Source organism: Klebsiella sp. CN_Kp088 (assembly GCF_040064335.1).
Taxonomy (GTDB): domain Bacteria; phylum Pseudomonadota; class Gammaproteobacteria; order Enterobacterales; family Enterobacteriaceae; genus Klebsiella; species Klebsiella aerogenes.
This window is the reverse complement of the sequence record NZ_JBEAIQ010000041.1, coordinates 1-14,659: the sequence shown is the minus strand read 5'-3', so window position 1 is coordinate 14,659 and position 14,659 is coordinate 1. Positions and strand designations below refer to the sequence as shown.

The following is a 14,659-nucleotide window of genomic DNA, read 5'->3' as shown; positions in this document are numbered from 1 at the left end:
TGCTTAGGAAAAAGTATGACGGAGGACGCCATGAAAACCAGAAAACTGACGGAAGCCGACGTAACGGCGGAATCGGTATTTAACCTACAGCGCCGCCAGGTGCTGAAAATGCTCGGTATCGGCGCGACGGCGATGTCGCTCTCAACGAAGGCCCATGCCGACCTGCTCGATTGGTTTAAAGGCCACGATCGCCCGCCGGCGCCTGCCGGAAAGGCGCTGACCTTTGATAAACCCGCAGCATGGCAAAGTAAGCTCGCCCTCACCCCGGAAGATAAAGTCGCCGGCTACAACAACTTTTATGAATTCGGCCTCGATAAAGCCGATCCGGCCGCTAACGCAGGCAGCCTGCGCACTGACCCCTGGACGCTTACCATCGGCGGCGAAGTCGCCAAACCCCTGACGCTCGATCACGACGACCTGACCCGTCGTTTCCCGCTGGAAGAGCGTATTTATCGGATGCGCTGCGTGGAGGCCTGGTCGATGGTCGTGCCGTGGGTCGGCTTCCCGCTGCATAAACTACTCGCGCTGGTGGAGCCCACCAGCAACGCCCGCTACGTCGCTTTCAAAACGCTGTATGCGCCGGAACAGATGCCGGGACAAAAAGATCGCTTCATCGGCGGCGGCCTGGCCTATCCCTATGTCGAAGGGTTGCGCCTTGATGAAGCGATGCACCCGCTCACGTTGATGAGCGTTGGCGTCTATGGTAAAGCGCTGCCGCCGCAAAACGGCGCACCCATCCGCCTGACCGTGCCGTGGAAGTACGGCTTTAAAGGGATTAAATCTATCGTGAGCATCGAATTAACCCGCGAGCGGCCGCCGACCACCTGGAATCTGGCGGCGCCGGATGAATATGGTTTCTATGCCAATGTGAACCCGCACGTCGATCATCCGCGCTGGTCGCAGGCCAGCGAGCGGTTTATCGGCGCCGGCGGCGTACTCGACGTAAAACGCCAGCCAACGTTGCTGTTTAATGGCTATGCCGAGGAAGTCGCCTCGCTGTATCGCGGGCTTAACTTACGGGAGAATTTCTAGTGCGTCTGAGCGTTAAACAGATAGGTTGGCTGAAAGTTGCGCTGCATTTAGCCGGTTTTTTACCGCTTGTCTGGCTGTTCTGGGCCGGACATCAGGGCTATTTCAGCGCCGATCCGGCAAAGGATATCCAGCATTTTACCGGACGGATGGCGCTGAAGTTTTTGCTCGCCACCTTGCTTATTACGCCGCTGGCGCGCTACGCTAAACAGCCATTATTGATACGCACCCGCCGGTTATTAGGGTTATGGTGCTTTGCCTGGGCCACGTTGCACCTCACCAGCTATACGCTGCTGGAGCTCGGCATTAACAATCTGGCGCTACTCGGTTCCGAGATAATCAACCGTCCGTATCTCATGCTTGGTTTAATCAGTTGGTTGGTTTTACTGGCGCTGGCGGCGACGTCAACCCAGTACATGCAACGAAAATTAGGCCGTCGTTGGCAAACATTGCACAACTTCGTCTATCTGGTGGCGATCCTCGCCCCTATACATTATCTGTGGTCGGTGAAGATTATATCGCCGCAGCCGCTGATTTATGCCGGGCTGGCAATGGTACTTTTAGCCAGCCGCTACAAGAAGTTTCGCCAGTGGTGGCGCTAATCTCCGGATATGTGCAGTTCCCCGCATAACGTTTATCAACCGCGACTCTTTTTACGATAGCGGTTGATAATCTTCCCTGATAAGACCAGTATTTAGCTGCCAATTGCTACGAAATCGTTATAATGTGCGACTTTGGTTTTCCTGAAGGGGTTTTCGAACCCTGAAAAGGTGACAAGCGCGTATCGAAGGTATATTTTGTTTTTTACCCGAGGTTAGCAGGAGATAGCTGCACAATGGCTGACAAGTTTCGCATTTTGCTTTTGAACGGACCAAACCTTAATATGCTCGGCAGCCGTGAACCCGAGAAGTATGGTTCGCTAACGCTGGCAGAAATTGTTAACCGTTTAACCGCAGAAGCGGAAGCGCTAAACGTGACGCTCGACCACCTGCAATCCAATGCGGAGTTCGCGCTCATCGACCGAATTCATCAGGCTAAAGACTCTGTGGACTATATCCTGATCAATCCGGCCGCGTTTACGCATACCAGCGTGGCCATCCGCGACGCGCTGCTTGCCGTGAGTATCCCGTTTATCGAGATCCACCTGAGCAACGTGCATGCGCGCGAGCCGTTCCGTCACCACTCGTATCTGTCTGATGTCGCCTCGGGCGTGATCTGCGGATTAGGTGCGGACGGCTATTCATACGCTTTACAGACGGCGGTAAAACGCCTGTCACAAACACACTAAACAAAGAGTACGGAACCCACTCATGGATATTCGTAAGATTAAAAAACTGATCGAGCTGGTTGAAGAATCAGGCATCTCCGAACTGGAAATTTCTGAAGGCGAAGAGTCTGTACGCATCAGCCGTGCAGCGCCGGCTGCTAGCTATCCGGTAATGCAGCAAGCCTATGCTGCGCCAATCGCCCAGCCTCAGGCGCCAGCCGCCGCAGCGCCGGCAGCAGCACCTGCCGCTGAAGCGAAAGCGGAAATCAGTGGTCACATCGTACGTTCCCCGATGGTCGGTACTTTCTACCGCACCCCGAGCCCGGACGCGAAAGCCTTTGTGGAAGTCGGTCAGAAAGTTAACGTGGGCGACACCCTGTGCATCGTAGAAGCGATGAAAATGATGAACCAGATCGAAGCCGACAAAGCCGGCGTGGTTAAAGCCATTCTGATCGAAAGCGGCCAACCTGTAGAATTCGACGAGCCGCTGGTTGTCATCGAGTAACGAGGCGAACATGCTGGATAAAATTGTCATCGCTAACCGTGGCGAGATCGCACTGCGCATCCTGCGTGCCTGTAAAGAACTGGGCATCAAGACCGTTGCTGTGCACTCCACCGCGGATCGCGATTTAAAACACGTATTATTAGCGGATGAGACGGTCTGCATCGGCCCGGCTCCGTCCGTAAAAAGCTATCTGAACATCCCGGCTATCATCAGCGCGGCGGAAATCACCGGCGCGGTAGCGATTCACCCGGGTTACGGTTTCCTTTCCGAGAACGCTAACTTTGCCGAGCAGGTTGAGCGCTCCGGTTTCATCTTCATCGGCCCGAAAGCCGACACTATCCGCCTGATGGGCGACAAAGTGTCCGCCATCACCGCAATGAAGAAAGCTGGCGTTCCGACCGTTCCAGGTTCTGATGGCCCGCTGGGCGACGACATGGACGCTAACCGCGCGCATGCCAAACGCATCGGCTACCCGGTTATCATCAAAGCCTCCGGCGGCGGCGGCGGTCGCGGCATGCGCGTCGTGCGCAGCGACGCTGAACTGGCGCAATCCATCTCCATGACCAAAGCGGAAGCGAAAGCGGCTTTCAACAACGACATGGTCTATATGGAGAAGTACCTGGAAAATCCTCGTCACATCGAGATTCAGGTGCTGGCGGACGGCCAGGGCAACGCTATCTATCTGGCAGAACGCGACTGCTCCATGCAGCGTCGTCACCAGAAAGTCGTCGAAGAAGCGCCGGCGCCGGGCATTACCCCGGAACTGCGTCGCTACATCGGCGAACGTTGCGCGAAAGCCTGTGTGGATATCGGCTATCGCGGAGCGGGTACCTTTGAGTTCCTGTTTGAAAACGGCGAGTTCTACTTCATTGAGATGAACACCCGTATTCAGGTAGAACACCCGGTTACCGAAATGATCACCGGCGTCGACCTGATCAAAGAACAGCTGCGCATCGCGGCGGGTCAGCCGCTGTCTATCAAGCAAGAAGAAGTCCAGGTTCGCGGCCATGCGGTAGAATGCCGTATCAACGCCGAAGACCCGAACACCTTCCTGCCGAGCCCGGGTAAAATTACCCGCTTCCACGCGCCGGGCGGTTTTGGCGTGCGCTGGGAGTCTCATATCTACGCCGGTTACACCGTACCGCCGTACTATGACTCAATGATCGGCAAACTGATCTGCTACGGCGAAAGCCGTGATGTGGCAATTGCCCGCATGAAGAACGCGCTGCAGGAACTGATCATCGATGGCATCAAAACCAACGTTGAGCTGCAGATGCGCATTATGAGCGACGAGAACTTCCAGCATGGTGGCACCAATATCCACTATCTGGAGAAAAAACTCGGACTGCAGGAAAAATAATCCTGTACTCGCTGCAAAAGGCCGGATAATCCGGCCTTTTTTCTTTTTCTCTCCCCTCGACTTTTCCATGCGGTACAATCCCCGCTTTCTTCATCCTCAAGGGACAAAAAATGGACAAAAGATTTGTTCAGGCCCATAAAGAAGCGCGCTGGGCGCTGTGGCTGACCCTTCTCTATCTTGCCGCGTGGCTGGCTGCGGCCTATCTGCCTGGCGTCGGTATCGGCTTTACCGGCCTGCCGCACTGGTTCGAACTGGCCTGCCTGCTGGTGCCACTGCTGTTCGTCCTGCTGTGCTGGGCGATGGTGCGCTTTATCTTCCGCGATATCTCTCTGGAGGATAACGATGCAGCTTGAGATTATCGTGGTGCTGATCGCTTATCTGTTTGTCGTTTTCGGGCTGTCTCTTTACGCGATGCGTAAACGCAGTACCGGGAACTTCCTGAGCGAGTATTTCCTCGGCAGCCGATCGATGGGCGGCTTTGTATTAGCCATGACCCTCACCGCCACCTATATTAGCGCCAGCTCGTTTATCGGCGGCCCTGGCGCCGCCTACAAATATGGGCTGGGCTGGGTACTGCTGGCGATGATCCAGGTACCGACAATCTGGCTCTCTCTCGGGATCCTTGGCAAGAAGTTCGCGATCCTGGCGCGCCGCTACAATGCCATTACCCTTAACGATATGCTGCAGGCGCGCTACCAAAGCCGCGCGGTAGTATGGATTGCCAGCGTCAGCTTGCTGGTGGCCTTTGTTGGGGCCATCGCGGTGCAGTTTATCGGCGGCGCGCGCCTGCTGGAAACCGCCGCTGGGATCAAGTACGAAACCGGACTATTGATATTTGGTATCACAATTGCGCTCTACACCGCTTTTGGCGGTTTCCGCGCCAGCGTACTCAACGATACCATGCAAGGGATGGTGATGTTGATCGGAACGATCGTCCTGCTGGTTGGTGTAGTGCATGCCGCCGGAGGCCTGCATCAGGCGGTAGAAACACTCCAGCAAATCGACCCGCAGCTGGTGTCGCCCCACGGCGCCGATGATATCCTCACGCCAACCTTTATGACCTCGTTCTGGGTGCTGGTCTGTTTCGGCGTCATCGGCTTGCCGCATACCGCCGTACGCTGTATTTCCTATAAAGACAGCAAGGCCGTACACCGCGGGATCGTTATTGGCACCATCGTCGTGGCGATTCTGATGTTCGGTATGCATCTCGCCGGCGCTCTTGGCCGCGCCGTCCTGCCGGGCCTCACCGTGCCCGATCAGGTGATCCCGACGTTGATGGTTCAGGTGCTGCCGCCGTGGGCCGCAGGGCTGTTTTTAGCGGCGCCGATGGCCGCGATTATGTCTAACGTTAACGCCCATTTACTGCAGGCATCGGCTACGATCATTAAAGATCTGTGGCTCAGCGCTCAGCCGACGAAAAAGCGTAACGAGCAGAAGCTGAAGCGGATCTCAACGATCGCCACCTTAGTGCTCGGCATACTTATGATGCTGGCCGCCTGGCGGCCGCCGGAAATGATTATCTGGCTTAATCTGCTGGCCTTTGGCGGCCTGGAAGCCGTGTTCTTATGGCCGCTGGTATTGGGCCTTTACTGGGAGCGGGCAAACGCTGCCGGCGCGCTCAGCGCGATGTTAGTGGGCGGCATACTGTATGCCGTGCTCGCGACGTTTAACATTCAGTACCTGGGCTTCCACCCTATCGTGCCCTCGCTGCTGCTAAGTTTGTTGGCTTTTGTCGTCGGGAACCGCTTCGGTCAACCCGTACCACCAGCCCCTATTATGACTACTGATAAATAAAGAGTTTTGCCATGCCTTGGATCCAACTAAAACTGAATACGACCGGCGCTCACGCGGAAGAACTGAGCGACGCGCTGATGGAGGCCGGCGCGGTCTCGATTACCTTCCAGGACACCCACGACACGCCGGTGTTCGAACCGCTGCCGGGTGAAACCCGTTTGTGGGGCGATACCGACGTTATCGGTCTGTTCGACGCAGAAAGCGACATGAACGAAGCGGTTGCTATCCTTGAGCAGCATCCGCTGCTCGGCGCCGGCTTCGCGCATAAAATTGAACAACTGGAAGATAAAGACTGGGAACGCGAGTGGATGGATAACTTCCACCCGATGCGTTTCGGCGAACGCCTGTGGATTTGCCCGAGCTGGCGCGATGTTCCTGATGAGAATGCAGTCAATGTGATGCTTGATCCAGGACTGGCCTTTGGTACCGGCACTCACCCAACGACCGCGATGTGTCTGCAATGGCTCGACGGCCTTGACCTGCAGGGCAAAACGGTTATCGATTTTGGCTGCGGTTCCGGCATCCTGGCGATCGCCGCGCTGAAGCTGGGCGCCGCCAAAGCTATCGGTATTGATATCGATCCGCAGGCCATTCAGGCCAGTCGTGATAACGCCCAGCGTAACGGCGTCTCCGAACGCCTTGAACTGTATTTGCCGCAGGATCAGCCAGAAGCCATGAAAGCCGATGTGGTGGTCGCAAACATCCTGGCAGGCCCGTTGCGTGAACTGGCCCCTTTAATCAGCGTCCTGCCGGTTACAGGCGGCCTGCTTGGCCTTTCCGGAATCCTGGCAAGCCAGGCGGAAAGCGTCTGCGAAGCCTACGCCCCGCTCTTCACCCTCGACCCGGTGGTGGAGAAAGAGGAGTGGTGCCGAATTACCGGACAGAAAAACTAAGTATGACTGCGGCCTACGGGCCGCATTTTTGTTTCCAGTAACCGCCGAATATTGCCAGGAAATGAGAGCCGGATCGCATTACGATGCCCTTTTTTGGCTACAAAAACAGCGTTTTATCCCGTCTCGTATCGCCTTCGTCTCAGAAAAATCGAGAAGTTTTGTGATTTTATAATTGGACACAAATTATCCCATTGCTAATAACACAATGATTAATATGATAATTTATTCATGGCTATTACGTTACTCCTGGATTCATTGATCTGTAACAGAGGATTGGTCAAAGTTTGGCCTTTCATCTCGCGCAAAAAATGCGTAATATACGCCGCCTTGCAGTCACAGTATGGTCATTTCTTAACTCATGCGCATCGGACACCACCAGCTCAGAAATCGCCTGATCGCAGCACCTATGGCTGGCATCACTGACAGACCATTCAGGACGCTGTGTTACGAGATGGGAGCAGGTTTAACCGTCTCCGAGATGATGTCCTCCAACCCGCAGGTATGGGAGAGTGACAAGTCCCGGTTACGGATGGTGCACATTGATGAGCCCGGTATTCGTACCGTGCAAATCGCCGGTAGCGTACCGGAAGAGATGGCCGCGGCCGCCCGTATTAACGTGGAAAGCGGCGCCCAGATTATTGATATCAATATGGGGTGCCCGGCTAAAAAGGTGAATCGTAAGCTCGCTGGTTCAGCCCTCTTGCAGTATCCCGATCAGGTGAAATCAATCCTGACCGCGGTCGTCAAGGCAGTGGACGTTCCGGTGACTCTCAAGATTCGCACCGGTTGGGAACCGGAACACCGTAACTGTGTAGAGATTGCCCAACTGGCTGAAGAATGTGGCATTCAGGCTCTGACTATTCACGGACGCACTCGCGCCTGCTTGTTTAACGGAGAAGCTGAATACGACAGTATTCGGGCAGTTAAGCAGAAAGTTTCCATTCCGATTATCGCGAATGGCGACATTACTGACCCGCTTAAAGCCAGAGCCGTGCTCGACTACACGGGGGCTGACGCTCTCATGATAGGCCGTGCGGCTCAGGGAAGACCCTGGATCTTTCGGGAAATCCAGCATTATCTGGACACTGGGGAGTTGCTGCCCCCCCTGCCGTTGGCAGAGGTTAAGCGCTTGCTTTGCGCGCACGTTCGGGAACTGCATGACTTTTACGGTCAGGCAAAAGGGTACCGAATCGCGCGTAAACACGTCTCCTGGTATCTCCAGGAGCATGCTCCAAATGACCAGTTTCGGCGCACATTCAACGCCATTGAGGATGCCAGCGAACAGCTGGAGGCGTTGGAGGCATACTTCGAAAATTTTGCGTAATAGAAATAAAGAGCTGACAGAACTATGTTCGAACAACGCGTAAATTCTGACGTACTGACCGTTTCTACCGTTAACTCTCAGGATCAGGTAACTCAAAAGCCCCTGCGTGACTCGGTTAAACAGGCACTGAAGAACTATTTTGCTCAACTGAATGGTCAGGATGTTAATGATCTGTATGAGCTGGTATTGGCTGAAGTTGAACAGCCACTGTTGGACATGGTGATGCAATACACCCGTGGTAACCAGACCCGCGCTGCCCTGATGATGGGTATCAACCGCGGTACTCTGCGTAAGAAACTGAAAAAATACGGCATGAACTGATATTAATCAGTAAATTGCTGAATTAAAAAGGCGCTCTTCGGCATGGGGAAGCGCCTTTTTTTATACCTGATTTTTATACTGAACTACTGCCCCACGGCAGCCATTGACCACACGCTATGGTCAGGTTGTTGCAGCGATAACGCCGACATAATATTGTCTACCAGCATGGGCGCCTGCTGATAGAGATTGAATTGTTCAGGATCCATTAACCAGTTTTTGATAATTCCTGTAAAAGCGCCGTGTAATATTATCAACGTAATTTCGATATTTGTTTCCGCCGGCAATAATCTATTTCTTACGCAACACTGCAGGACGTCACGGATTATGGCGTAATTGAAGCCAATTCGTTTGCGGATTTCGCTTTCCGGCAGCATGTCACTGGTAAACTCGCATTTATGATAAAGAATTTGTAGCAGTGCCTGCTGTCGGGAATTCTCAGCGATATATTGTAATCCGGTAATAAATTTTTTACGTAACCCTGTTAACGGATTTTGGTTATCCAGCTCCCACTGTTGATGGGGCAGTAGCTCTCTGAGCGGCGGCTGCTGCTGCCACATCTCATTAAATAACTCCGCCTTGCTGGAAAAATGCCAGTACACCGCTCCACGCGTGACGCCCGCGGCGTCAGCGATATCGGTCAGCGTGGTATTGGTAACGCCGCGCTGCGCGAACTGCTGAATGGCGGACTCAATCAGGAGTTGACGCGTTCTTAAGGCGTCCTCTTTGGTTTTTCTGGCCATAACCTTTTCCCACTCGCTACCTAACGGTGAATACAGAATTGACTGATACACCAGCCAATTTAGCATTCCATAAAAAATATTATTTAGCAAAAATGCAGATACTGACATTTAATTACACGAGAATTTAATACATGCGATAAATATAAAATAAGAATACATTCACAAAATAAATATTAAAGGAAGAGGAGCTAAATCAATCGCCTGTTTTTTGTTTTTGCGTGCCTTGTTCATTGCCCAAAAATAACTATTCCTTACATCCACCGGTGTTTATTTGTAGGATAACGAACCGCTTTAAAATTCATTATTTCTTCGCAGATTCGCCGCCCTATCCGGCCCGTAATCTATAAGGAACAGCAATGACGAGTCATGCCAGAGTATCTCTTTTATCCAGCCTAATTATCTCCGCCTTGTTGCTTACCGGTTGCGATAATTCAGGCGACCAGCAGGCACAACCTCAGGCGCCGCAGGTTAGCGTACATGTAGTACACAGTGAACCGCTTTCCGTCACCACTGAGCTCCCAGGGAGAACATCGGCCTTCCGTGTCGCTGAAGTTCGCCCTCAGGTCAGCGGTATTATCCTGAAACGCAACTTTGTCGAGGGCAGCGATATCAAGGCCGGTGAATCGCTCTATCAAATCGACCCCGCTACTTACCAGGCGGCCTGGAACAGCGCCAAAGGCGACGAGGCAAAAGCCGAAGCCGCAGCGGCTATCGCCCATCTGACGGTGAAACGTTATGTTCCTCTGCTTGGAACTCAGTACATCAGTCAGCAGGAATACGATCAGGCCGTCGCTACCGCGCGTCAGGCCGATGCCGATGTCGTAGCGGCTAAAGCCGCGGTCGAAAACGCCCGTATCAATCTGGCTTACACCAAGGTGACTTCGCCCATCGACGGGCGGATTGGTAAATCCAGCGTAACCGAAGGCGCACTGGTGACCAACGGCCAGGCGGACGCCATGGCGACGGTGCAGCAACTCGATCCGATCTATGTCGACGTAACCGAATCCAGCAACGATTTTATGCGCCTGAAACAGGAAAGCCTGCAGCGCGGTGATGACAGTAAAAGCGTGCAGCTGATTATGGAAAATGGCCAACCCTATTCCCTGAAGGGATCGCTGCAATTTTCTGACGTGACCGTCGATGAAAGCACCGGATCCATTACGCTGCGCGCGGTATTCCCTAATCCGCAACACACTCTTCTGCCGGGCATGTTTGTCCGCGCCCGTATCGATGAAGGCGTCAATCCGCAAGCAATTCTGGTACCGCAGCAGGGGGTTACCCGCACGCCGCGCGGCGATGCCACTGTGTTAATCGTTAATGCGCAGAACCAGGTGGAAAACCGTGAAGTCACCGCCGCCCAGGCGATAGGCAATAAATGGTTAATCACCAGCGGCCTGCAAAACGGCGACAAAGTCATCGTTAGTGGGTTACAGAAGGTTCGCCCAGGCGTCACCGTGAAGGCGACGGAAGATACCACTGCCTCCGCCGCACAATAAGGTATGAATCGCTATGTCTAAGTTCTTCATTCATCGACCGGTGTTTGCATGGGTGCTGGCGATCATCATGATGATTGCCGGCGGCCTCGCCATCATGCAGCTCCCTATTGCGCAATATCCCACGATTGCGCCGCCCGCGGTAGCCATCTCGGCAACCTACCCGGGTGCAGATGCGCAAACCGTGCAGGACACCGTCACTCAGGTTATCGAACAGAACATGAATGGTATCGATAATCTGATGTACATGTCCTCTACCAGTGATTCATCCGGTAGCGTCACCATCACGCTCACTTTTCAATCCGGCACCGATCCGGATATCGCCCAGGTGCAGGTGCAGAACAAACTGCAACTGGCGACGCCGCTGCTGCCACAGGAAGTACAGCAGCAAGGTATTAGCGTTGAGAAATCCAGTAGCAGCTTCCTGCTGGTTGCCGGATTTATCTCTGATAATCCAAGCACTACCCAGGATGATATTTCCGACTACGTTGCCTCCAACATCAAAGACCCTATCAGCCGCCTTAACGGCGTGGGCGATGTACAGTTGTTCGGTGCGCAATATGCCATGCGTATCTGGCTCGACGGCAACCTGCTGAATAAATATAACCTCACGCCGGTTGATGTTATCAACCAGTTGAAGGTGCAAAACGATCAGATCGCCGCCGGACAGCTTGGCGGTACACCATCGGTTAAAGGTCAACAGCTTAATGCCTCGATCATTGCTCAGACTCGCCTGAAAGATCCTGAGGAATTCGGTAAAGTCACGCTGCGGGTTAACGCCGATGGTTCCGTGGTTCGCCTGAAGGATGTCGCGCGCATTGAACTGGGCGGCGAGAACTATAACGTTGTCGCGCGCATTAATGGCAAACCCGCCTCTGGTTTGGGGATCAAGCTGGCGACCGGCGCCAATGCGTTAGATACCGCTACGGCGATCAAAGCGAAACTTGCCGAGCTGCAGCCCTTCTTCCCGCAAGGGATGAAAGTTGTTTATCCCTACGACACCACGCCGTTCGTTAAAATCTCCATTCACGAAGTGGTCAAAACGCTGTTTGAAGCCATTATCCTCGTCTTCCTCGTGATGTATCTGTTCCTGCAGAACATTCGCGCAACGCTTATCCCGACGATCGCTGTGCCGGTCGTCTTGCTGGGTACCTTTGCGGTGCTGGCGATGTTCGGCTACTCCATCAACACGCTAACCATGTTTGGCATGGTGCTGGCGATAGGGCTACTGGTCGACGATGCCATCGTGGTGGTAGAGAACGTTGAGCGCGTCATGGTCGAGGACAAGCTTTCCCCCGTTGAAGCCACAGAGAAATCAATGGAGCAGATCCAGGGGGCGCTGGTTGGTATCGCCATGGTGCTCTCGGCGGTATTCGTCCCGATGGCCTTTTTTGGCGGCTCGACCGGGGCGATATATCGTCAGTTCTCCATCACTATCGTTTCCGCGATGGCGCTGTCTGTACTGGTCGCGCTGGTACTGACCCCGGCGCTGTGCGCAACCATGTTAAAACCAGCATCCGCAGACCATCATGGCAAAAAGGGTTTCTTCGGCTGGTTTAATGCCAGGTTTGACCAAAGCGTTAACCATTACACCAACAGCGTCAGCGGGATCCTGCGCAGCACCGGGCGCTACCTGGTTATCTATCTGCTGATCGTTATCGGCATGGCGATGCTGTTTGTCCGCTTGCCAACGTCCTTCCTGCCTGATGAAGACCAGGGCGTGTTCCTGACCATGGTTCAGTTACCTGCTGGCGCTACGCAAGAGCGTACGCAAAAGGTGCTCGACTCCGTCAGCGACTACTATCTGCAGAAAGAGAAAGCTAACGTTGAAAGCGTATTCACCGTTAACGGCTTTAGCTTCAGCGGACAAGGACAAAACTCCGGTATGGCGTTCGTCAGTCTGAAACCATGGGAAGAACGCAGCGGTTCGCAAAACGGGGTTGAAGCCATTATCAAGCGCGCGACCGCTGCATTTGGTCAGATTAAAGATGCGATGGTCTTTCCGTTCAACATGCCGGCCATCATCGAGTTAGGTACCGCGACCGGTTTCGACTTCGAGTTGATTGACCAGGGCGGCTTAGGTCACACACAGCTAACTCAGGCACGAAACCAGCTTCTGGGGATGGTAAAACAGCATCCGGAACAGCTAGTCCGTGTTCGTCCTAATGGTCTTGAGGATACGCCGCAGTTCAAACTCGACGTCGATCAAGAGAAAGCGCAGGCGCTTGGCGTCTCGTTATCCGACATAAACGAAACGATATCAGCGGCGCTAGGTGGTTATTATGTGAATGACTTTATTGACCGCGGCCGCGTGAAGAAAGTCTACGTTCAGGCCGATGCCAGTTTCCGTATGCTGCCGGGTGATATCAATAACATGTATGTCCGCAGTTCTAACGGTGAAATGGTGCCGTTCTCGGCATTTGTCACTTCACGTTGGGTATATGGTTCTCCGCGTCTCGAACGTTACAACGGCCTGCCTTCAATGGAAATCCTCGGCGAAGCGGCTCCGGGTAAGAGTACCGGGGAAGCCATGGCCTTGATGGAACAACTGGCCAGTAAACTCCCTGCGGGTATTGGTTATGACTGGACGGGCTTGTCATATCAGGAACGTTTATCAGGCAACCAGGCGCCAGCGCTATATGCTATTTCGCTGATAGTCGTCTTCCTCTGCCTGGCTGCACTCTATGAAAGCTGGTCTATTCCATTCTCAGTTATGCTGGTTGTGCCATTAGGGGTGATTGGCGCATTATTAGCAGCCTCACTTAGAGGATTGAATAATGACGTTTATTTCCAGGTTGGCCTGTTAACGACTATTGGTTTATCTGCGAAGAACGCCATTCTTATTGTTGAGTTCGCCAAAGACCTTATGGATAAAGAAGGCAAAGGTATTATTGAGGCGACCCTGGAAGCATCCCGTATGCGTCTGCGCCCTATATTAATGACTTCATTAGCCTTTATTCTCGGGGTCATGCCGTTAGTGATTAGCCACGGTGCTGGTAGCGGCGCGCAAAACGCTGTCGGTACCGGTGTGATGGGCGGTATGCTTACCGCAACGCTGCTGGCCATCTTCTTCGTGCCGGTGTTCTTTGTGGTTGTAAGGCGTCGCTTTACCCGCCACGCAGAATAATCGACTATCATTATCAAGGCGCCACGCGGCGCCTTTTTTTATATTTATCAGAACAATAAGTTAGTAGAAATATTAATTCCCATCCCCGACTGACGCATTGAAATATCCCTTTCTGCATATTTTCTTCATTATTTCTCATTTCTCTTCACGATATTTACTCTGCTCATAATTTGAGATTATTTCCCCTTCCGGGCCTGGGTCATTGCGGTGGTAAAATAAGCTATTCCGTTATGTGTTGACATCGTTGACAGCAAACGGTTATTTAGAGGTAATACCATGAAAAAATTAATATTAGTGACATTGTTAGCAACGTTGCTTGCTGGCTGTGCCCATGATTCCCCGTGCGTGCCGGTCTATGACTCGCAGGGCCGACTGGTGCATACCAACACCTGTGTAAAAGGCACAACACAGGATAACTGGGAAACGGCTGGCGCGATCGCCGGTGGGGCCGCAGCGGTTGCCGGTCTCACGTTAGGAATCGTGGCGCTTACGCGTTAGTGATACCTCTCCACAAACGCGTAAGCCGGGATGCGTTCCGTTTGGCTTAGCCGCCAGAAAGACAAAAGGCCCAGTCTCACGACTGGGCCTTTCATTTATATTGATATGGTCATTTTCCCGGGGGCGGCGCGATGCGCCTTTCCCGGGCTACGGGTCTGTAGCCCCGGTAAGCGCAGCGCCACCAGGGAAGATGGTGGCGCGTCTGACCGCAAAACACAAAAACAAAAGGCCCAGTCTTTCGACTGAGCCTTTTGTTTTATTTGATGCCTGGCAGTTCCCTACTCTCACATGGGGAGACCCCACACTAC

Annotated in this window: 13 protein-coding genes and 1 pseudogene; 13 read left to right on the top strand and 1 reads right to left on the bottom strand. The window is 53.4% G+C overall.

The genetic code is table 11. The features are described from left to right. Window positions 1-30 precede the first annotated feature (30 nt). From msrP to fis, 10 genes and pseudogenes are all read left to right on the top strand, one after another. Window positions 31-1,032, top strand: a complete 1,002-nt coding sequence (msrP, locus tag ABLV08_RS23405) for a protein-methionine-sulfoxide reductase catalytic subunit MsrP (protein ID WP_015369459.1) — start codon at window positions 31-33, stop codon at window positions 1,030-1,032. Then, the gene (gene msrQ, locus ABLV08_RS23400; RefSeq protein WP_348856310.1) at window positions 1,032-1,631 is read left to right on the top strand and encodes a protein-methionine-sulfoxide reductase heme-binding subunit MsrQ; all 600 of its coding nucleotides are present in this window, start codon (window positions 1,032-1,034) and stop codon (window positions 1,629-1,631) included. Before msrP ends, msrQ begins: the two co-directional genes overlap by 1 nt. 233 nt (window positions 1,632-1,864) lie before the next feature. Continuing rightward, window positions 1,865-2,317 (top strand): type II 3-dehydroquinate dehydratase, encoded by a 453-nt coding sequence (gene aroQ / locus ABLV08_RS23395; protein WP_015369457.1) that lies wholly within the window; start codon window positions 1,865-1,867, stop codon window positions 2,315-2,317. 22 nt (window positions 2,318-2,339) lie between these two features. Next, a complete protein-coding gene (gene accB / locus ABLV08_RS23390) occupies window positions 2,340-2,801 on the top strand; it encodes an acetyl-CoA carboxylase biotin carboxyl carrier protein (protein WP_015369456.1) in 462 nt (153 codons plus the stop codon). Window positions 2,802-2,811: 10 nt separating this feature from the next. After that, complete coding sequence (accC, locus tag ABLV08_RS23385) at window positions 2,812-4,161, top strand: acetyl-CoA carboxylase biotin carboxylase subunit (RefSeq protein WP_015369455.1); 1,350 nt, start codon at window positions 2,812-2,814, stop codon at window positions 4,159-4,161. A gap of 110 nt (window positions 4,162-4,271) precedes the next feature. Beyond that, the gene (locus ABLV08_RS23380) at window positions 4,272-4,514 is read left to right on the top strand and encodes a DUF997 family protein (protein WP_015369454.1); all 243 of its coding nucleotides are present in this window, start codon (window positions 4,272-4,274) and stop codon (window positions 4,512-4,514) included. Further along, entirely contained in the window at window positions 4,504-5,955 is a 1,452-nt protein-coding gene (gene panF / locus ABLV08_RS23375; RefSeq protein WP_015369453.1) for a sodium/pantothenate symporter, read from the top strand. Before ABLV08_RS23380 ends, panF begins: the two co-directional genes overlap by 11 nt. 11 nt (window positions 5,956-5,966) lie before the next feature. Next, on the top strand, window positions 5,967-6,848 hold the full coding sequence (prmA, locus tag ABLV08_RS23370) for a 50S ribosomal protein L11 methyltransferase (RefSeq protein ID WP_015703628.1): 882 nt from the start codon (window positions 5,967-5,969) through the stop codon (window positions 6,846-6,848). Between the two features lie 358 nt (window positions 6,849-7,206). Further along, window positions 7,207-8,215, top strand: a pseudogene (dusB, locus tag ABLV08_RS23365) (tRNA dihydrouridine synthase DusB). After that, complete coding sequence (fis, locus tag ABLV08_RS23360; protein ID WP_000462905.1) at window positions 8,197-8,493, top strand: DNA-binding transcriptional regulator Fis; 297 nt, start codon at window positions 8,197-8,199, stop codon at window positions 8,491-8,493. Before dusB ends, fis begins: the two are co-directional and overlap by 19 nt. Window positions 8,494-8,576: 83 nt before the next feature. Here fis and envR read toward each other — a convergent pair whose 3' ends face one another. Then, the gene (gene envR / locus ABLV08_RS23355; RefSeq protein WP_045389648.1) at window positions 8,577-9,233 is read right to left on the bottom strand and encodes an acrEF/envCD operon transcriptional regulator; all 657 of its coding nucleotides are present in this window, start codon (window positions 9,231-9,233) and stop codon (window positions 8,577-8,579) included. 356 nt (window positions 9,234-9,589) lie between these two features. Here envR and ABLV08_RS23350 point away from each other — a divergent pair, with 356 nt between their 5' ends. The 3 genes from ABLV08_RS23350 (at window position 9,590) to ABLV08_RS23340 (ending at window position 14,351) form a co-directional block, all read left to right on the top strand. Beyond that, on the top strand, window positions 9,590-10,729 hold the full coding sequence (locus ABLV08_RS23350) for an efflux RND transporter periplasmic adaptor subunit (protein ID WP_015703630.1): 1,140 nt from the start codon (window positions 9,590-9,592) through the stop codon (window positions 10,727-10,729). 13 nt (window positions 10,730-10,742) lie between these two features. Then, a complete protein-coding gene (locus ABLV08_RS23345; protein WP_077203726.1) occupies window positions 10,743-13,853 on the top strand; it encodes an efflux RND transporter permease subunit in 3,111 nt (1,036 codons plus the stop codon). Between the two features lie 276 nt (window positions 13,854-14,129). Then, window positions 14,130-14,351 carry a hypothetical protein gene (locus ABLV08_RS23340; RefSeq protein ID WP_015369447.1) on the top strand — a complete coding sequence of 74 codons (222 nt, stop codon included), beginning with the start codon at window positions 14,130-14,132 and terminating at the stop codon, window positions 14,349-14,351. Window positions 14,352-14,659 lie beyond the last annotated feature (308 nt).

What these genes read in the sequence shown, in the direction of transcription:
- msrP (WP_015369459.1), top strand. Translation starts at nt 31, where the DNA reads ATGAAAACCAGAAAACTGACGGAAGCCGACGTAACGGCGGAATCGGTA.
- aroQ (WP_015369457.1), top strand. Translation starts at nt 1,865, where the DNA reads ATGGCTGACAAGTTTCGCATTTTGCTTTTGAACGGACCAAACCTTAAT.
- accB (WP_015369456.1), top strand. Translation starts at nt 2,340, where the DNA reads ATGGATATTCGTAAGATTAAAAAACTGATCGAGCTGGTTGAAGAATCA.
- accC (WP_015369455.1), top strand. Translation starts at nt 2,812, where the DNA reads ATGCTGGATAAAATTGTCATCGCTAACCGTGGCGAGATCGCACTGCGC.
- ABLV08_RS23380 (WP_015369454.1), top strand. Translation starts at nt 4,272, where the DNA reads ATGGACAAAAGATTTGTTCAGGCCCATAAAGAAGCGCGCTGGGCGCTG.
- panF (WP_015369453.1), top strand. Translation starts at nt 4,504, where the DNA reads ATGCAGCTTGAGATTATCGTGGTGCTGATCGCTTATCTGTTTGTCGTT.
- prmA (WP_015703628.1), top strand. Translation starts at nt 5,967, where the DNA reads ATGCCTTGGATCCAACTAAAACTGAATACGACCGGCGCTCACGCGGAA.
- fis (WP_000462905.1), top strand. Translation starts at nt 8,197, where the DNA reads ATGTTCGAACAACGCGTAAATTCTGACGTACTGACCGTTTCTACCGTT.
- envR (WP_045389648.1), bottom strand. Translation starts at nt 9,233, where the DNA reads ATGGCCAGAAAAACCAAAGAGGACGCCTTAAGAACGCGTCAACTCCTG.
- ABLV08_RS23350 (WP_015703630.1), top strand. Translation starts at nt 9,590, where the DNA reads ATGACGAGTCATGCCAGAGTATCTCTTTTATCCAGCCTAATTATCTCC.
- ABLV08_RS23345 (WP_077203726.1), top strand. Translation starts at nt 10,743, where the DNA reads ATGTCTAAGTTCTTCATTCATCGACCGGTGTTTGCATGGGTGCTGGCG.
- ABLV08_RS23340 (WP_015369447.1), top strand. Translation starts at nt 14,130, where the DNA reads ATGAAAAAATTAATATTAGTGACATTGTTAGCAACGTTGCTTGCTGGC.